Below are 18377 nucleotides of genomic sequence, written 5' to 3'. Positions count from 1 at the left end.
CTTTTTTGTATCATTTCAAGTGCTGACACGTTTTACCTCAAAGGAGTCACCATGACCACCGCCTCCACCCCTAAGACCGTCGCCGTTGTTGGCTGCACGCACGCCGGCACGTTCGCCGCTCAGTCGATCCTCACCGCGCACCCGGATTGGACCGTGCACGTCTTCGAGCGCAACGACACCCTGTCGTTCCTCTCCTGCGGCATCGCGCTGTGGGTCGGCGGTCACGTAAGCGACCCCAACCGCATGTTCTACTCCTCCCCCGCAGCTCTCACCGAGCTCGGCGCGCAAATGCACATGCAGCACGATGTGCTTTCCGTCGATGTCGCTGGCAAGTCCCTCGTGGCGCGCGACCTCACCAGCGGCGAGGAGTCGACCTACGTTTTTGACAAGCTCGTCGTCACGACTGGCTCCAAGCCCGTCACCCCGCCCATCCCCGGTCTGGCCGAGGGCCTTGAAGATGGTCGTGTGATGCTGTGCAAGAACTGGGACCACGGCAAGGCCATCAAGGAGAACGCCATGCAGGCGGATTCCGTCGCCGTGATCGGCGCGGGATACATCGGCGCCGAGCTCGTCGAGCAGTTCAGCGAGGCCGGGGTGCGCGCCACCCTCATCGACGGCCTCGATCGCGCACTCGCCAAAAACTTCGATGCGCCCATCACCGAGCAGGTCGAAGCTGTGTACGCCGAGCACGGCGTGGAACTCGCACTGGGCCAGATGGTCACTGAGTTCCGTCTGAACGAGAGCGGCACTGGCGTCACCGTCGTGACCACCGCCGGTGAATACGATGTCGACTACGCCATCATGGGCGCCGGCTTCCTTCCCCGCACCGATCTGTTCGAGGGCCAGCTCGAAACCCTTCCCAACGGCGCCATCAAAACCGACGAGTACATGCGCGCATTCCCGGCCGGCAGCACCGAGGCCAGCTCCGACATCCTCGCCGCCGGCGACTCCTGCACCGTGCTCTACAACCCTACCGGCACCTATGACTACATCCCGCTGGCCACCAACGCCGTGCGCCAGGCCCTGCTCGTGGCTGCCAATATCGAAGAGCCCATGCAGAAGTACATGGGCACGCAGGCAACCAGCGCCGTGCAGCTCTATGACCTGTCCCTTGCGGCGAGCGGTCTCACCCAGGCAGGTGCCGAGGCCCGCGACGTGAACACCCGCTCCACTACCATCGTCCAGGACTACCGTCCCGATTTCATGCTCACCACCACGCCGGTTACCGCGACCCTCACCTGGGATCCCGAGACCCATCGCGTGCTGGGCGCCCAATTCCTGTGCCGCCACGACGTGGCCGAGGCAGCAAATGCGATTTCCATCGCCATCCAGGCGCGTTTCACCATCGATCAGCTCGCCAACGTCGACCTGTTCTTCCAGCCCAACTTCTGCCAGCCGGTGAACTTCATCGGCGCCGTGGCCATGCAAGCCGTGGCCGAGCAGGACGCCTGCTAACCCGTTGCTCGGAACAACATATATCCGCTTAAGGGGCGCCGATCACACCTTCGGTGCCCCTTCCTTTTGTGACATCGGCAATCTCGACAGCGCGTCCGGTGCCCGACGCCAATAGACCTTCTGACAGTAAAGCCTCTTGCAGGTAAAACCACCATCTCAATCCCGCCAAACGAAATCCCACGCTTTCGAAAGATCAAGAACGGCACGATCGTCCGTCTGGAAAAATGGCGCAGATCCCCTCGGGCCACATCTTCTGGCCGCTATGCATCCGCTAGGCAAAAATAGCCCAATTGATGCACTTCTTCAGCACGCCGTTTTCAATTCGTCGACTTTTGGTAATTACTTATCGCTTCCTCGAGATATAAGGCCCATTTGGATGCACACGACCAGGTGTCTTACGCGCCAGAATGCGTTGCCACCGGCCAGTCTGGAAAACTAATTACCAAAAGTCGATGAATTGACTTCAATCGCCCTTGCGCAATCCGACTCCCCCTTTGGGTACAAGCTCATTCATCGAGGGAGGGGGTATTTAATGGAACAGGTGATTTGCGGCGCCAGCGCCTTTGAGCTTTATCGAATCCCACCCCAGGTCACACTGCTGCTCCCAGAGTTTCCCCGTTTTTCGACGCGCCGGCAACGCAGCGCCATCTCCCGGTCGAACGACCTGGGTCCTTGGCTAAATCTTCCAATACACACCCTGTGCGACAGCCCGTCAGCCCGAACACGGTCTTCGGCAATCAAGGACCACGTCTGGAGCGGGGGCCTCCCGAGTTCAGCTATCTGGGAAAACAACGAAGTCGGTGTTCAGTACACCTCGCCGCTCATGACGTTGCTCACCTTGGCGCCGCTCGTCTCGGTGCACCGTCTCACCATGGCCGCTTACGAACTCTGCGGGACATTCACCGTCTACGCGCCCACCAAAGAAATGCAGCACGAGCTCGACCGCTTGCGCAATCAGCGCCTCGTATGGCCGGGAGGATGGCGACAAGTGTATGACCACGTGGGCAAACCGACGTCTCTTTGGCACCGCGACCCGCTCGTGACGCTTCATGAGCTTCGCGGGTTCTGCGAGGAAAGCAAGGGCATGCACGGCCATCGCCAGTTTTGCCAGGCCGCACGCGCGGTCACGGGCGTTACGGCGTCTCCCCTCGAAGTGCAAGCATCCATGCTGTTGAACCTTACGCGACGACGCGGCGGCGAAGGGCTAGGGCCCATCGTCAACAACCACCCCATCACGCTGAACCGCGACGCCCGCATCCTCGCCGGCCAATCAACCTGCTACGCCGACATCCTTTTCCCCGAAAACGACATCCATCCGACAATCGATATCGAGCTTCAGGGCCATATGGTTCACGATGGGGGCCGAGCGGGCGGAATAGACTCCAACCGCATGCTCGGCCTCAAGCGCATGGGTATCGAGGTCATCATGGTGACAGCCGAGCAACTCTATAACCCCGGGAGGTTCCATCGTCTGTCGGCCCACTTGTCGTCGTTGCTCGGAAAACGGCGGAAGGCGAAATCGGCGGGCATGGAAGCCGCCGAGCGCGACCTAAGGTGCGAGGTCCTTTCGAACTGGGAACAGCTGGTTCGCTGAGTTCTCACGGGATCCCGCGTACTCCATCTCGCGCTCTGCTCGTGCGTTGACCTCGGCGAAGACACGACTGAAAAATTCCTCATCGAGCAGGCGGTACGCAGCGCCGGTGACCGGGTGATTGGTGCGCACGGTCTCATGGGCGATGGCGCAGGTCGCAGATACCGACGCCGCATCGATCTCGTACTGAGGAAACGCCGCCGCGACCTCGATGAGCTGTGGCGTAAGACGCGGCATGAGATCGAGTTCGAGAGACTTGCCGAACAGGTCGAAATCGCCCTGCTTCTTGATACGGAAATCCCGACTGGGCTGCTCGCCACGCGCATCAAGCAAATCGCTCACGGCCTGGTTCCATGTGCAGTCGGCAAGCAGGTGAACCCATGTGCCGAGCACCATGTCGAACAGGGAGCGTCGCAGCTCATCGCGGCTCAACGCGCGTCGGGAGGTCGCGAACGCGTCACGCTGGCACGCGGCAGTTTGGGCCACATCGAAATCCCACTCGAACGTCGGCGTGTGCGCGGGAGAAACGTGGGCGACCTCGGCCGCCAGGGAGGCCGGGGCGTGCCAGGGCAGCGCCGGGGCGTGCTTCCCGGCGTCCGCGAAACCGGAGGCACCGGAGGCAGAACCGGGCGCCCCGAAACCTCCCCCCGTTGCGCAATCGTCGCCGAACGCATCCAGCAACCCGCACTCGCGCGCGAGCGGCAGCACGTACGCATCGAAGAACTCGCCCGCACGCGGTTTTGGGATGTGCTCGGGCTTGGCGAAATGCGTCACGCGATACGGAACGGGCCGCACCACGCCGGGCACCATGTAACCCACGTAGATATCGGGAATCAAGTTTCCGAAGAGAAACGCATTGCCGTCGCGCACAGCGCGCGCAACGGAGCCGCCGCCCTTGAGCAGCCGCTCCGCATGCGCGATATGTATGTTCCAGCTAGGCACTAGCTGCGGACCTCGCCGCCGGTGGCCTTGCACACCTTCGTCACCAGCTTGGAGTGAGCGCGCTCGACCTCCTCGCTCGTAAGGGTGTGGTCGTCGGCGCGATAGGTGAGCGCGAAGGCCATGGACTTCTTGCCAGCACCCACGCGCACCGGGTCGCGGTACACGTCGAACAGGCGCACGCCCACGAGCAGCTTGCCGCCGGCGGAGCGCAGGCGGCGCTCCAGGTCCTCGCAAGTCACGTCGTCGTCAACAACGATGGCAAGATCGTGCTCGACGCTCGGAAACTGGGAGAACTCGCGATAGGCCTCCTGAGCGCCGGCACCCTTGATCAGCGCCTCGAGATTCAGCTCAAAGGCCACCACGGGGATATCGATGCCGTAGACGTCGCGCGCATCGGGATGGATCTCACCGACCCAGCCGAGAACCGTACCGCCGGAGAGCACCTCGGCGCCGCGGCCGGGCTGCAGGAACGCATAGTCGTCGCCGTCGGCGGGGCGGAATCGGACCTTAGGCGTGCGCAGCTGGGAGAGCAGCTCCTCAACAACGCCCTTGCCGTCGAAGAAACGAAGCGGCATGGGCTTGTAATTCCAGGTCACATCGCCCATGGAGCCGGAAAGCACGCCCGCCACGGACTCGCGCTCCTTCGGCGCGCTGGCGTTCTCGCGGCCGAAGAACAGCGTGCCAATCTCATACAGCTGCACGTTTGCGGTGCTGTGCTTGATGTTGTACTCGACGGACTGCAGCAAGCCTGGGATGAGCGAGCGGCGCATCTCGGTCTGCTCGGCCACCAGCGGGTTCATGATCTCGACCGGGCATCCACGGCCCTCGTCCGTCATGCCGATACGCTCGAGGTCGCCGGGGGCGGCGAAGGAGAAATTCATGGTCTCGTTGAGGCCGCAGGCGCGCAGGATCTGGCCGACCTTGCGGGTGAGCTGCTGCTCGCGAGTGAGGCCGCCGATGTGGTTTTTGGCCGCCGGGATGGTGGCCTCGACGCGATCCATGCCCCACAGACGCAGGACCTCTTCGATCAGGTCGATCTCACGGGTGAGGTCGGGGCGGAACGTGGCGGGCATAACCGCGAACACGCGCGCATCCCCCTCCCCCTCGGCCTCGACGGAGCAGCCGAGACGCGTAAGCGCCGTCTCGATGAAAGAGGGCTCGATCGCGGCGCCGCACAGCTCGTGCACGCGGGAAAGGCGCAGGCTGATGGGAGCGAGCTGCTTGGGCGCGGGATAGACGTCCACGCAACCCGGGGCAACCTTGCCGCCGGCAAGCTGCTCGATGAGGGCGCAGGCGATGTTGGCAACATCCACGCACCCGGTCTCGTCGACCTGACGCTCGAAGCGGATGGAGGCGTCGGAGATCAGCGCGAGGTCGCGGCTGGTGTGGGAGGTGCGGCCGGCGTTGAAGCAGGCGCTCTCCACCAGCACGTCGACGGTGGCGTCGGTAACCTCGGACTCCATGCCGCCCATGACACCCGCAAGCGCGACCGGGGTGGCGCCGGCCTCGCCGGTGGCGATGAGGCCCATGCCCGCGGAGAGCGTGCGCTCCACGTCGTCGAGGGTGCGGAAGACCTCACCCTCACGCGCCGCGCGCACGGCCACGGTGCGCTTGCCGCCCTTCTCCTCGAATGCGTTGAGGTCGAAGGCGTGCAGCGGCTGGCCGGTGAACATCATCACGTAGTTGGTGATGTCCACGACGTTGTTGTGCGTGCGGATGCCGCAGGAATTGAGGCGCTGGACGAGCCACTCGGGCGAGGGGCCGACCTTCACATCGCGCACCACGCGGGCGACGTAGCGATCGCACAGGCCCTCGTCGATGAGCTCGACCGAGACGGTCTCGGCGGTCGGGGCGCCGGACTCGGCGGCGACGGCGGGCAGGTCGACGTGGAAGTCGCGGTCGTAGATGGCGCCGACCTCGCGCGCGATGCCGATCATGGAGAGGCAGTCGGCGCGGTTCGGAGTGATCTCGCAGTCAAGCACCGTATCGGACGTGCCCACGTACTGGGCAAACGGCATGCCGATGGGCGCATCCTCGGGAAGGATCATGATGCCCTCGTGATCGGCGGAGAGGCCAAGCTCACGCGCGGAGCAATTCATGCCCATGGACACGACGCCGCGCAGCTTGCCCTTCTTGATCTTGATGTCGCCGGGGAGCTCCGCGCCGATCATCGCGGTCACGATGCGGTCGCCCTCGTTGAAGTTCTGTGCGCCGCACACGATCTGCAGGGGCTCCGGGTTGCCCTCGGCGTCCACGTTGTTGGTGCCCACGTCGACCATGGTGACCCACAGGTGATCGGAATCGGGGTGGGCCTCCTTGGAGAGGACCTTGGCCGTCACGATGCGATCGAAGGACTCGCCCACCGTCTCGATGGCCTCGACCTCGGTGCCGGTGCGGATGAACTCACGGGAAAGCTCGGAGGGGTCCTCCGGCAGCTCGACCATGCTCTTCAGCCAGTCGTAAGAAACTTTCATCTCAAACCTCTTCTATAAGCACCTCAATTTAGGGACAGTCCCCAAATTGAGGTCTCGAACATCTTCTTAGAACTGATTCAGGAAACGCATGTCGCCGGTGACCAGCGTGCGCAGGTCGGGCAAGTCGTAGCGGAGCGCCGCGATGCGCTCGACGCCGGCGCCAAAGGCGAAGCCGGAGTAGACCTCGGGATCGATGCCGCAGTTGCGCAGGACGTTGGGGTCGACCATGCCGCAGCCCAAGATCTCGATCCAACCGGAATGCTTGCAGAAGGGGCAACCCTCGCCACCGCACACGCCGCAGCTCACGTCGACCTCGCAGGAGGGCTCGGTGAACGGGAAGAAGTGCGGGCGGTAGCGCGTGGCACGGTCCTCGCCGAACATGCACTTCACGAAGTAATCGAGCGTGCCCTTGAGGTCGCCGAAGGTGATGCCCTTATCCACAACGAGGCCCTCGATCTGATGAAACTGGGGCAGGTGGCAGGCATCGGCCGTATCGGGGCGATACACACGGCCCGGGGCGATCATGTAGATGGGCGGCTCCTGGGCCTCCATGGTGTGCACCTGCACGCCGGAGGTCTGGGTGCGCAGCAGCACGTCGGACTCGCCGTGGGCGTGCTCCTCGGGGTGCGCCGCGGTGCCGGGGGCATTGTCCTTCACGTAGAAGGTGTCGCGCGCGGAACGGCTCGGGTGATCGAGCGGCGCGTTCAGCGCGGTGAAGTTATACCAGCTGGATTCGACCTGCGGGCCGGCCTCGACCGTATAGCCGATACCGCAGAAGACGTCCTCGATCTCCTCGATGATCTGGTTGATGAGGTGCGCATGGCCGATCTGCGGACGGGCACCGGGCAGCGTGATGTCAACGGCCTCCGTGGCCATGAGTTCGCGCACGGCGGCGCGCTTGAGGTCCTTCATGCGACCGTCGAGCAGGGTCTCGGCCATACGGCGCATCTCGTTTGCGCGCTTGCCGAGCACCGGACGCTCCTCGGGCTCGATCTTGCCCATCATGCGCATGAGGCCGGTGATCTCGCCCTTGCGGCCCATAAGCGCCACGCGGGCGGCCTCGAGCTTCTCGGTCGTCTCGGCGCTCTCGATCATCTCGCGGGCTCGCTGCTCGAGCTCCTCAAGCTCGTCGATCAAGCTCATCTGTTCCCCTCTCGTCCATCGGCGCCATATCGGCGCCACGTTGTTCCATAGAAAAATCCGCCCTTGGGATCGTGCGATCGCTCGCACTCCCAAGGACGGATGAGATTCCGCGGTACCACCTTGATTGGCCGCCGGTTGTCTGCCCGGCGAACCCTCTTTTGCCCGATGTCGCGCGGGCGCGCGGCTTCCCTACTCAGCATGTGCAATCGGGGACGGGTGCAAATTGCACATCGCGCCCCGGCGCCCGCCGTTCAGGTCGCAGCTCGGGAGTGAACTCGGGGCTCCTCGCCGCGGGTGGGCTCGCAGCCGGTGGCCCTCCCTCTCTTTGCGGCGATGCGGTGAGGCCCGACCTCTCCGTCAACGCAGTGGCCAAGATGATAGCATACCTGCGCTTCCCTACGCGATCGACAGCTCATGAACCTCGTCGTACTTGCCACCCATGCAGATCTTCGCCGTGCCGCGATCGAGGTTGTACACCACGGACCACTGCGTTTGGAAAACCTCGCCGTTGTCCTTGATCTTCACCTCGCGGCTCACGCTCTGAAGCGTATCCATGGCCTGCTGCTCATCCATGACGCCATCTACCGCCTCGAGCGCGCCCATCACGGTGGCGTAACGGTCCTCGCCACCTCCGAAGTCATACTCACCGGGCGTGAGCAGGAAGTTCGTTGCCGCCATGTACGTCTTCCCCTCGGCGGGCACGCCGGCCGTCGTGGTGGTAATGTCCACGCGGTCGGTCCGCTGGTCGGTCGCCTCGGTGTCGATGAGCAAAACGCCCACGGCCAGGCCCTTCTCGTTCACACCGTCGAGCGGCGCGAAAGGCGCCGCCAGCGACACGATGCTCGATGCAAGATCATCGGGCAGCTTGTCCTCACCGTATCCGATGAACGCGAGATTCACCATCGACAGCGACGCATAACCGTCCTCGGGGTTCGTGCGGACCATCATGCCGGGCGAGAACTCCAGGTCGAAATTGCGGCCGAAGACCGCGTCGCCCGAAGGCGTTTCCGCGTTGAACGTCGAGCAGGCGAGATTGGGCAGCTCGATCTCAATTGGTAGGCCCTTGAGCAGTCGGCCCACCACAAAGTCGATAAGCTCGGCGTCATTGGATGCTCCCCCTTGTTCCAAAAACTCGTCGATGCCGTAGTCGCCGGCGTAGTCCATGGTGTACAGCGGGTACTCATCGATCTTCTTGATGCTGTTGAGCGTCTTGAGCTCGTTTCCGAACAGCGTGAAAACGGCGATACCGACCAGCAGGCACGCAACGACAATGAAGCCCGCCACGCCGAGAGCGATGCGCTTCATAATGCTCAGCGCGCGCCCCGTGCCATCGTTAGAATTGCTCATAGATCCCCCTCAGACAGGTTATTCCAACGAGCAAGGGATTCTAACTCACATATCTGACATTATTTTAATTTTTGTCGTTTATCTTACTCACTTCATAATGCTGTACGTTTTGAGCTAATCGGCGAGGGGCGGCGGGTTTCGCAGCCGACAGTGCTACGGGCAATGGCGCCAGGCCGTTTGCGCATCATTGGCCGCCCGGGAAAGTGTGTAATCGGGGACGGGTGGGTACACTCATGGGCAATGACCGCGAAGCACGAAAAGGAGGCCTCATGCCCGAGACCAACTCCGCCGAGCTCACCGCGCGCCTCGATGCGCTCGAGAACAAGCTCTGGACCCGCTCCTACCTCATGAAGATCGCCGAGTTCGACGGCGCCACCATCGCCCCCGAGAACGGCGCAGCCGCGCGCGGCGAGGCCATGGCGGCCCTCGCCGGCGAGCATCACGAATTCCTCACCAGCAATGACGCCGTCGCCCTTGTGAGCGAGCTCGAGCAGGGCGTCGCCGCAGGCGAGATCGGCGACCCCAAGCTCGTCGCCCAGATCCGCACGCTCGCGCGCGATCAGCGCGAGGCCCTCGCCCTCCCCACCGAGGAAGTCGAGGCGTGGAGCCGCCTCACCTGCGAGGCTGACGCCGTGTGGCACAAAGCGAAGGTCGCCGACGACTGGGCGAGCTTCGAGCCCTATATCGACCGCATCGTCGCCTCACTCAAGCGCCAGGCCGCCTATCTCGACGACACGCGCGACCCCTATGACGTCTGGCTCGACCAATACGAGCGCGGCATGGACTCCGCCGCATTCGACCACTTCTTCGGCCAGGTGCGCGAGACGGTCGTGCCGCTCGTCCAGGCAATCGGCGAGCGCGGCGAGCAGCCCGAGGCGCCCTTCCTCACCGCGCACGTGGACGACGCCACCCAGCGCGCGCTGTCCTTCGACCTGATGCGCCTCGTCGGCCTGAACGACACCGACACCTGCCTCGCCTTTACGGAGCATCCCTTCTCCGAGGGCTTCTCGGTGGGCGACGCCCGCGTGGCGACCCACATCTACGAGGACAACCTGATGTCCAACGTTTACTCGATCATCCACGAGGCGGGTCACGCCGCCTACGAGCTGGGTGTCGATCCGGCCTACGCGCGCACGTGCCTCGAGGGCGGCACCTCCATGGGCATCCACGAGAGCCAGAGCCGCTTCTTCGAGAACACCGTCGGCCGCAGCCGCGCGTTCATGACCCCGCTGCTCGGGCTGCTCCGCCGCCATGTCCCCGAGGTCTATAACGGCGTGACCGAGGACGAACTGTACCGCGCGGTCAACATCGCGACCCCGTCCCTCATCCGCACCGAGGCCGACGAGCTCACCTATCCGCTGCACATCATGATCCGCTACGAGATCGAGCGCCTGCTGTTCTCCGGCGAGGCGACCGCCAAGGACGTGCCCGGCCTGTGGGCCGACCTCACCCGCAAGTACCTCGGCCTCGAAGTTCCCAACAACGCCATGGGCGCACTGCAGGACACGCACTGGAGCGGCGGCAGCTTTGGCTACTTCCCCACGTACGCACTCGGCTCCGCCTACGACGCGCAGTACGTTCCGGCCATGGAGCGCGACGGCATCGACCTCGAGGGCGCCTGCGCCTCGGGCGACCTCGCCCCGGTGCGCGCCTGGCTGGGCGACAAGGTCTGGCGCTGGGGCCGCGGCAAGGACGCCCCCGAGATCATCGAGGCCGCCTGCGGGGCACCCTTCGACGCCACGTTCTTCTGCGACTACCTCGCCAAGAAGTTCGGCGACCTGTACCAGCTGTAAAGCGCGCGTAAGCCACAGGCAGGATATGCCGTCCCGCCCGCGGCGACAGGCCCGCCAACGCAAAGGCGCCCGGCTCGAATCGATATCGAGCCGGGCGCCTCTTTTTCATTCGATCAAACGATATGCAGCGGTCGGTCAACCTACACCGTGAGGAACACCATGGCGATGATCAAGGCGAAGCCGATCAAGTCCGTCGGGGCGAACACGGTGCCCAGCACAAGCGCGCTCGTGACGGTGGCCGAAACGGGTTCGACCGTGCCGATCAGGCTCGCGCGCACGCTGCCAATATCCTTAACGCCCTGCATATACAGGTTGTACGCCAAGAACGAACCAACCACGATGAGTATCGCCAACGCGAGCCAGCCGGGGGCATCGAACGCCGGCACGTTTTCCCACGGACGCACGAACGCCGAGATCACCAGGCCGGAAACGAACATCGCCGATCCGGTCACGATGGACGAGCCGTAGATCGGCAGAATCTTGGTCGGAACGATCGACATGCAGGCGGCGCCGATCGCCGAAATGAGGCCGACGGCAAGGCCCGCGGGCGGGATCACGAGCGTGGTGGGGTCGCCACCCGTGGCAATGAGGAACGCGCCCGCAAAGGCCAGCACCACGCCGGCGAGCTCGCGTCGACGCGGAAGGCGATGCGTGACGATGCAGGTGTATACCATGATGATGACGAGCTGCAGGCACTGCATGACCGTCGCCGTTCCCGCATTGGTCAGGCGGATGGCGAGCAGGTAGAAAAACGAATTTCCAAACACGCCGAACGCCGTGAACACCGCCATGGTCGCCAAGTTGCGAGGGTTCTTGAGCAACTGTATAAAGCGGGCGCGATCGAACAGAACGATCACCACCATGAACATCGCGCCGGCAAGCAGTTGGCGGATGCTCAGCAACCAGATGGTGTCGATTTGGTAATGGGCGAACAGGTAGCTCGCCGACGTTCCCGAGAAGCCCCAGAAAATACCACCCAAAAGCGTGGCCACCACGCCGACGATCAGGCGACGCGCCTCACGATCGTTCAGGCGCTCGCGAACCGTGCGGCGACGAGCGCGCGAAGCGGCGTCGGCATCGGCGCCCGGCTTGATGGACGAAGCGAGGCCCATGCGCTCACGCTCGTTCTCGCGAGATTCCAACTGCTCCTCTGTCATGCACATCCCCCATCGAATCCGACTCCCCGACAACGATACCGCAAGCGACCGGAAAACGTGAGCGTGCGCCGAGTGGGTATACTGGGCGCAGCAATCAACCTCCATAAAGGAGCCCCCATGAACCAACCCACTCCCGCGTGCGAGCGCGCCGCCACCACTCTGCCGCTCGGATCGACCGTCTCCGGCTTCACCGTCACCAGCAAAAAGACTCTGGCCGAGCTCGATGCCGACGCCTACGTGCTGCACCACCGCGCCTCCGGCGCCCGACTGCTCTATCTCGCATGCGAGGACGAGAACAAGGCGTTCTCCATCGCATTCAAAACGCCGCCCACCGACGACACGGGCGTCTTTCACATCCTCGAGCACTCGGTGCTGTGCGGCTCTGCGAAATTCCCGGTGAAAGAGCCGTTCGTGGACCTCATCAAGAGCTCCATGCAGACGTTCCTGAACGCCATGACCTACCCCGACAAAACCGTCTATCCCGTCGCGTCCACCAACGAGCAGGACCTGCTCAACCTCATGGACGTCTACATGGACGCGGTGCTCAACCCCGCCATCTATACCAAGCGGGCGATTTTCGAGCAGGAGGGCTGGCACTACGAACTCGACGTCCCCGAGGGCGCGCCGCTCGCGGCGGGCGCCCTGCGCTACAACGGCGTGGTTTTCAACGAGATGAAAGGCGCGCTCTCCGATCCGATGAGCGTCCTCGACGACGCGGTCAACCGCGCGCTGTTCCCCGACACCGCCTACGCCTGCGAATCGGGCGGCGACCCGCGCGCCATCCCGCAGCTCACCTACGAGCAGTTCCTCGACACGCATGCGCGCCATTACAACCTCGCGAACAGCTATATCGTGCTCTACGGTGACATGGAGGTCGAACGCGAGCTCGCATTCCTGGATGAGCGCTATCTGGGTGACGGGCCCCGTCTGCGCGACGAGGCCGAGCGTGCCCGTGCGCTGCAGGCCGCTCGCGATGCCGAGGCCGACGCGACGTCCGGCTCCCATTCGACCGATGGCGCCGCAACGAAGGGCGAGCCCAACCCACTCGTGCGCCAAGACCCCCTCGTCTGCGATTACGAACGCGTCGAGATGGCCACCACACCGGACAACGCGCTGGTGGGCATGGCCTACGTGATCGGTGATGCGGCCGACCGCAAACGCCTTGTGGCCGCCGACGTTCTCATCGACGCGCTCATGGGCGCCAACGAGGCCCCCGTGAAGAAGGCCATCCTCGCAGCCGGCCTGGGCGGCAACGTGGTGAGCTACACCTCCGGCGATCTTTTGCAGCCGCACACGCTCATCATCCTGCAGAATGCAAAACCCGAAGTCGCGCGCGAGTTCCGCCGCGTCATCGAGGACGAATGCCTCCGCCTGGTGAAGGAGGGCATCCCGCGCGAGCGCCTCGCGGCCATCCTCGCCAACGAGGAGTTCGACCTGCGCCAGCGCGACTACGGCTACGCCGATGGCGTCGCGCTCGCCTGCGACGCGCTCGGCACCTGGCTCTACGACGACGCCGACGAGGCCGCCACGCGCGGCATCGAGTACGGCCCCATCTACGAGGAGCTCAATCGCGAACTCGACGGAACCTACTTCGAGGACCTGCTGCGTAAGCTCGTCCTCGAGAGCGAGCATCGTGCGCTCGTCGAGCTCGTCCCCGTGGCCGACGACGCCGCGGCCTCGCGCGAGGAGGAGGCCGAGCTCGCCGCGGCCAAGGCGGCCATGGACGATGCCGATCTCCAGCACATCGTCGAAGACGTCGCCGCCCTGCGCGAGCGCCAGGAGGCCGAGGATGTGCCCGAGGCCCGCGCCACCTTGCCGCGCCTGCACGTGAGCGACATCGGCCCCGCCCGTCCGGAGCCGCAGCTCGTCATTGACAAGCAGACGCCCATCCCCTGCCTGCGCCACGACTTGCCCACCCACCAGCTCGCCTACGCGCTCACTTACTTTGACCTCTCCCACCTCTCCTTTGCCGAGCTGCCGTATGTGACCGTGCTCACGCGCCTCATGAACCAACTCGCCACCGAGCGCATGACCGCCGGCGAACTCGACAGCTACGTGTGCGCCAACCTCGGCTTCCTCTCCTTCACAACCGAAGTCGCCACGCAGCCCAACTGGAAGCTCGCGCACCCGCGCCTGCTCGTGTCGGCCGGCGCGCTATCCGAGAAGATGGACGCACTCGCGCGCATCCCGCGCGAGGTCTGGTCCGAAACGGTCTTTGAGGACACTGAGCGGATGCGCGATGTCCTCACGCAGACGCGCATCGGCATGGAGCAGAGCTTCCTCATGAACGGCCACAGCGCCGCGCTCGCCCGCGCCATGTCTTACGGTTCGCCGGCCGCCGTGCTCACCCAGCAGCTCTCCGGCGTCGACTTCTACCTGTTCCTGCGCGATTTGCTCGACAACTTCGACGATCGCAAAGAGGGCCTGTGCGAGACCCTGCGCGAACTGCAGGCCCGCATCTTCACCTCGACCGGCGCCGTTGCGAGCTTCACCGGAAGCGACGAGGATTATCGACGCTACTGGAACGCCGCCGGCGATTTGGGCCTCAGCCCCCGCACCGCGGCCACCAAGGAACTCTATGTACCCTGGCCCGAGGACAAGCGCGAGGCCTTCATCATCCCGAGCGACGTCACCTACCTCGCACGCGCCTGCGACCCACGCACGCTCGAAATCGAGACCGACGGCACCTGGAGCGTCGCCTCCAGCGCGCTTTCGTACGACTACCTGTGGAACGAGATCCGCGTGAAGGGCGGGGCCTACGGCTGTGGTTTCCGCTCCCCCAGCCCGCGCCATGCGAGCTTCTACACCTATCGCGACCCCGCCATCGACCCGTCCCTCGCCCGCATCGAGGCCGCAGGCGATTGGCTCGCCTCGTTCGACCCGGACGCCGACACCTTCGAGGGCTTCATCGTGAGCTGCGTCTCGGGCATGGACGCGCCGCTCAAGCCCTATGCACTCACCAAGCGCCGCAACGCCGAATACTTTTGCAAGACACCGAGCGGCAAGCGCGCCGAGCGCCGCCAGCAGATGCTCGAATCCACGCCCGACGCCCTGCGCGCGCTGGCTGCGGACATCTCGCGCATCGCACGCGAAGCGCCCGCCTGCGTGTTTGCCGGACGCGACGCGATTGAGGCGAGTGAGGTGGACTGGAACGTCGTCGAGCTCATGGGAACCGACGACGATGAGTAGAATCGGGATCGGGGCGGCCGACGGATTCGCCCCGACTCTTGAGCCCGCGCATATCACGCACGCGATCGATCCGGTCTTTAACGACCGTTCGCGCGTGCTCGTGCTCGGAACGATGCCGTCTCCGCGCTCGCGCGAAGTCGGGTTCTACTACGGTCATCCCCAAAATCGCTTTTGGCGTGTGATGGAGCGGATCTACGACCTTAAGGACCGCATGCTCGTCGACAACGACGCACGGCGCACCTTCCTGCTCGCCAACGGCATCGCCTTATGGGATGTCCTTGCGGCATGCGACATCGCGGGGGCAAGCGATGCGAGCATCGCCAACCCCGTGCCCAACGACCTCACGCGGATTCTCGATGCCGCGCCCATCGAAACCGTGTGCACCACCGGCGGTAAAGCTTCCCAGCTCTGCCGCCGGTTCAACGGGCGAATGCTCGAAGCCCGCGGCATCACCCGCGTCGACCTGCCCTCAACCAGCCCCGCCAATGCGCGCATGCGCCTGGACGACCTGGTTGCGGCCTACCAAGACGCCGGCGTGTTCGGACGGAGCTGAGCTCGAAGTCGGGCTTTGCGATAACGCGACATCGCAAAGCCCGACGCCCGCGCGGTAGAATGAAACGATGAGACGTTGAGAGGAATCGCGCCATGGCAACTGCAAAACAAACGAACAAGACCGATGCCGCATCCACTGCCGCGAGCACGCGAGGTGAAGCCGCACAGGCCATCCTCGATCGCAAGGGCGACGTGAGGCGCGCTGCGGTCCAAACGCGCCAGGAGCTGCGCCCCGCCGCCCGCTCCAACAAATCGCGCGAAATCTGCAACCGGCTCATCGAAGAGCTTCGTTCCAGCGGTATCAAGGGAAAGAACGGGCAGCCGCCAACCCTGGCCGTCTACGCCGCCCTGCGTTACGAGGTCGACCTTGACCGCTTCATCCGCGGCGCCTATGCCTACGGATACCGCATCGTATTCCCGTGCATGATTCCCAACGCAGCGTCCGGCGCCATGTGCATGCGCTCCGTCTCCTGCAACAACTACCTTGGCGGCAACGTGCCGTTCATCGTCGACCCGCGCAAGCCCTGGGGCCCGGCAGTCACCGAGGAGCATCAGACCCTCACCAGCACGCGCGCCGGCGCCACGCGACGCTTCATTCCCTCACGCGTAAAGGGCAGCGTTCCACCCAAGGATGACACGCGCTTCCCCGTCGTACCGCCGTCGGAGATCGACTTCGCGATCGTCCCCGCCGTCGCCTTCGACGCACAGGGCAATCGCCTGGGCTACGGCCGTGGCACCTATGACCGCTATCTGCCTCAGCTGCGCGAGGACTGCCAGGTACTCGGCGTCGCGTTTGCCGAGCAGGAAGTCGAGCAGGTCCCCCGCGACGAACACGATTGCTCAATCGCGCGGTTCATCACCGCATAGACGCTTGCATGTGACGCGCCCGCTCGCGCTCACCCATGCAAGCGCGCGGGCACATCACACGGACGCATGGGTGAGCATGGGCGCGTAACATGGGCGCGCACATTATTTTCGTTTCCATTTTTCCGGCAGGCGGATATCCACATGTCCACCTTGCGCAAAGAAAATGATCGTCAAAACTAAGAGCACACCGGGCAGCAACTTAAAGGCACCCGCGAGGACAAAGCCCAGCGCTGACAACACAAATGAGATGATCGCCGCCGCCACAAGCAAAGCGGCGATGAGATGTAAAAGGCGCACGGTGCTTCCCCATCCGGGTTTTCCTAACCCATATCTGACCATATAACTGCAGGTAGAGTACCATATCACGAGTTGATTATTATCTCAGCCCTGTTATCGTTGATCCATGGACGCGATCATTTGCGACATATCGGCCTGGGAGTACTGGCGCACGCCGCCAGCCCTGCGCAATGTCGAAATCCCAGTCGACATCGCCCGTGCAAAAAAGCCCGACGGGCTCGGACTAGAATGGCTCTCAGAGATACCGCGCCTGAACATTCGCCCTTTTGACGCTAGCATTCGCGAAAGACTTCTCACCGACCTCAAGGGCGTGACGAAGCCCGTGCACATTATGCTTCCCGAATCCACGCGGTACTCCTCCGATTTCATAGTCGCACACCGCGTTCCTCGGGACCTGCCCTCGTCATGTGTCGTTGATCTTGGCAACAATCTAGGCGTTCTCTCTCCCTCCTACCTGCTCGTCAAAGCCCCGCGCAAAACCGACCCGATCGCCCTCGCGCTCGCCATGTTCGAAGCTTGCGGCATATACGCCGTCTCTCCGACGAACGAGCGCATGGCCTTTGCTTTTGACCTGCTCAGACGGGAGGGCGGACTTAAAGAGAATGGGCCACTCAACCCCGATGTCAAAATCTGCGAATACTACGACGCCGACGGCAAGCGAACCTCTTTCCTCGATAGCGAAGGAGAGCAGCTCCCCTGGAGCATCTGCCTCCCTTCAGGCAAAATGACGTCAAACCTTTGGAAGCGCCCGCCGCTCACGTCGCTCGAACAACTTACCGAGTTTTCAGCCAGCCTTCAGGGAAAAGCAAGCAATCGCACGGTATCACGGGCATTGAGCCTCGCCTTGGATGGATCTGCCTCGCCACTCGAATCAAAAATCGCCCTGTTTCTTACCGCTGATATGCGTTTTGGCGGTGAAGGCTGGCCCAAACCGCAGCTCAACCAACGTATCAACTTCGATACCGCGGCGCTCAAGCTGGCCTATCAAGGCCATTGCATTGTTGACCAGCTGTATCCAAGCACCATGGGCGTTGTCGAGGTAAACGGCGAGGGCTTTCATTCGGACGACCTGACGTTCAAAAAGGAGACCGGCCGCACCGCGGCGCTCGAGAGCATGGGCTATAGCGTTGTCTCTTTCACCTATGATCAAGTCTCGGATTTGGAAAAGTACGACTCGCTCATCGAACAACGCGCGGAGGCACTCGGGCTGAAACTCGCAAATCGAACCGCAAGCTTCCTCGATCGCCGAAATGCGCTCCACGGAAAGCTGTTTCCCGCATCGAAGTAGCGCGCAGGAAGCCCCTGGGCGAATCCAGAAGTCACGAAAATCATAAGTGTACGTTTTGGGGAACGTTTTGCGCTCTTTTCATCAAGCTGACGCGCTGGCGCCAACAAAACCGCAGGTCGCGAAAAGCCAGTCGCGAAGCAAAGAGCCTCAGAGAACAAAAACCTTCCCCAAAACGTACACTTATATTTTTTGACGCCCTATTTTGCTTCGAATCAAGGGGTGCGGGGGCCGGCGGGCCCACATGCTGATCGCCGCCACAGCTCCCGTGGTCAACATGGCGAT

13 protein-coding genes are annotated in these 18377 nt (G+C 63.5%); 7 read left to right on the top strand and 6 right to left on the bottom strand.

The annotated features are described in order from the left end of the window. The first annotated feature begins 51 nt into the window (after positions 1-51). Together FY258_RS01075 and FY258_RS01070 are read left to right on the top strand one after the other, a co-directional pair. A complete protein-coding gene (locus tag FY258_RS01075; protein ID WP_118102476.1) occupies positions 52-1455 on the top strand; it encodes an FAD-dependent oxidoreductase in 1404 nt (467 codons plus the stop codon). A gap of 532 nt (positions 1456-1987) precedes the next feature. Continuing rightward, positions 1988-3049, top strand: coding sequence for a hypothetical protein (locus FY258_RS01070; RefSeq protein ID WP_118102475.1), 1062 nt, complete (start codon positions 1988-1990; stop codon positions 3047-3049). On the opposite strand, the gene FY258_RS01065 is transcribed toward FY258_RS01070, so the two are convergent. From FY258_RS01065 to FY258_RS01050, 4 genes are all read right to left on the bottom strand, one after another. Next, positions 3005-3988, bottom strand: a complete 984-nt coding sequence (locus FY258_RS01065) for a hypothetical protein (protein ID WP_118102474.1) — start codon at positions 3986-3988, stop codon at positions 3005-3007. The genes FY258_RS01070 and FY258_RS01065 overlap by 45 nt on opposite strands. Beyond that, the gene (pheT, locus tag FY258_RS01060; RefSeq protein WP_118102473.1) at positions 3988-6462 is read right to left on the bottom strand and encodes a phenylalanine--tRNA ligase subunit beta; all 2475 of its coding nucleotides are present in this window, start codon (positions 6460-6462) and stop codon (positions 3988-3990) included. Before pheT ends, FY258_RS01065 begins: the two co-directional genes overlap by 1 nt. A 66-nt stretch (positions 6463-6528) precedes the next feature. Beyond that, the gene (gene pheS, locus FY258_RS01055) at positions 6529-7605 is read right to left on the bottom strand and encodes a phenylalanine--tRNA ligase subunit alpha (RefSeq protein WP_118102472.1); all 1077 of its coding nucleotides are present in this window, start codon (positions 7603-7605) and stop codon (positions 6529-6531) included. Positions 7606-8001: 396 nt separating this feature from the next. Beyond that, positions 8002-8952, bottom strand: coding sequence for a C45 family peptidase (locus tag FY258_RS01050; RefSeq protein ID WP_118102471.1), 951 nt, complete (start codon positions 8950-8952; stop codon positions 8002-8004). 269 nt (positions 8953-9221) lie between these two features. Here FY258_RS01050 and FY258_RS01045 point away from each other — a divergent pair, with 269 nt between their 5' ends. Beyond that, complete coding sequence (locus FY258_RS01045) at positions 9222-10745, top strand: carboxypeptidase M32 (RefSeq protein WP_118102470.1); 1524 nt, start codon at positions 9222-9224, stop codon at positions 10743-10745. Positions 10746-10885: 140 nt separating this feature from the next. On the opposite strand, the gene FY258_RS01040 is transcribed toward FY258_RS01045, so the two are convergent. Then, a complete protein-coding gene (locus FY258_RS01040; protein WP_310592047.1) occupies positions 10886-11902 on the bottom strand; it encodes a DMT family transporter in 1017 nt (338 codons plus the stop codon). Positions 11903-12019: 117 nt separating this feature from the next. Between FY258_RS01040 and FY258_RS01035 the strand changes: the two genes are divergently transcribed. The 3 genes from FY258_RS01035 to FY258_RS01025 all read left to right on the top strand — a co-directional run bounded on the left by FY258_RS01035 (position 12020) and on the right by FY258_RS01025 (position 16510). Then, positions 12020-15091 carry an insulinase family protein gene (locus FY258_RS01035; protein ID WP_118102469.1) on the top strand — a complete coding sequence of 1024 codons (3072 nt, stop codon included), beginning with the start codon at positions 12020-12022 and terminating at the stop codon, positions 15089-15091. Then, the gene (locus tag FY258_RS01030; RefSeq protein WP_118102468.1) at positions 15084-15644 is read left to right on the top strand and encodes a DNA-deoxyinosine glycosylase; all 561 of its coding nucleotides are present in this window, start codon (positions 15084-15086) and stop codon (positions 15642-15644) included. The genes FY258_RS01035 and FY258_RS01030 overlap by 8 nt, the downstream gene beginning before the upstream one ends. 92 nt (positions 15645-15736) lie before the next feature. Beyond that, positions 15737-16510 (top strand): 5-formyltetrahydrofolate cyclo-ligase, encoded by a 774-nt coding sequence (locus FY258_RS01025; RefSeq protein ID WP_118102467.1) that lies wholly within the window; start codon positions 15737-15739, stop codon positions 16508-16510. A 102-nt stretch (positions 16511-16612) separates the two neighbouring features. On the opposite strand, the gene FY258_RS01020 is transcribed toward FY258_RS01025, so the two are convergent. Beyond that, positions 16613-16807, bottom strand: coding sequence for a hypothetical protein (locus tag FY258_RS01020; RefSeq protein WP_118102466.1), 195 nt, complete (start codon positions 16805-16807; stop codon positions 16613-16615). A 106-nt stretch (positions 16808-16913) separates the two neighbouring features. Between FY258_RS01020 and FY258_RS01015 the strand changes: the two genes are divergently transcribed. Then, positions 16914-18095 (top strand): PDDEXK family nuclease, encoded by a 1182-nt coding sequence (locus tag FY258_RS01015; RefSeq protein ID WP_118102465.1) that lies wholly within the window; start codon positions 16914-16916, stop codon positions 18093-18095. Positions 18096-18377: the final 282 nt, after the last annotated feature.

Origin of the sequence: Collinsella intestinalis (genome assembly GCF_902364775.2) — a bacterium.
GTDB lineage: Bacteria > Actinomycetota > Coriobacteriia > Coriobacteriales > Coriobacteriaceae > Collinsella.
Note: the sequence above shows the minus strand (reverse complement) of the source record. Positions and strands in the feature narration are given on the sequence as shown.

What these genes read in the sequence shown, in the direction of transcription:
- FY258_RS01075 (WP_118102476.1), top strand. Translation starts at nt 52, where the DNA reads ATGACCACCGCCTCCACCCCTAAGACCGTCGCCGTTGTTGGCTGCACG.
- FY258_RS01070 (WP_118102475.1), top strand. Translation starts at nt 1,988, where the DNA reads ATGGAACAGGTGATTTGCGGCGCCAGCGCCTTTGAGCTTTATCGAATC.
- pheT (WP_118102473.1), bottom strand. Translation starts at nt 6,462, where the DNA reads ATGAAAGTTTCTTACGACTGGCTGAAGAGCATGGTCGAGCTGCCGGAG.
- pheS (WP_118102472.1), bottom strand. Translation starts at nt 7,605, where the DNA reads ATGAGCTTGATCGACGAGCTTGAGGAGCTCGAGCAGCGAGCCCGCGAG.
- FY258_RS01050 (WP_118102471.1), bottom strand. Translation starts at nt 8,952, where the DNA reads ATGAGCAATTCTAACGATGGCACGGGGCGCGCGCTGAGCATTATGAAG.
- FY258_RS01045 (WP_118102470.1), top strand. Translation starts at nt 9,222, where the DNA reads ATGCCCGAGACCAACTCCGCCGAGCTCACCGCGCGCCTCGATGCGCTC.
- FY258_RS01040 (WP_310592047.1), bottom strand. Translation starts at nt 11,902, where the DNA reads ATGACAGAGGAGCAGTTGGAATCTCGCGAGAACGAGCGTGAGCGCATG.
- FY258_RS01035 (WP_118102469.1), top strand. Translation starts at nt 12,020, where the DNA reads ATGAACCAACCCACTCCCGCGTGCGAGCGCGCCGCCACCACTCTGCCG.
- FY258_RS01030 (WP_118102468.1), top strand. Translation starts at nt 15,084, where the DNA reads ATGAGTAGAATCGGGATCGGGGCGGCCGACGGATTCGCCCCGACTCTT.
- FY258_RS01025 (WP_118102467.1), top strand. Translation starts at nt 15,737, where the DNA reads ATGGCAACTGCAAAACAAACGAACAAGACCGATGCCGCATCCACTGCC.
- FY258_RS01015 (WP_118102465.1), top strand. Translation starts at nt 16,914, where the DNA reads ATGGACGCGATCATTTGCGACATATCGGCCTGGGAGTACTGGCGCACG.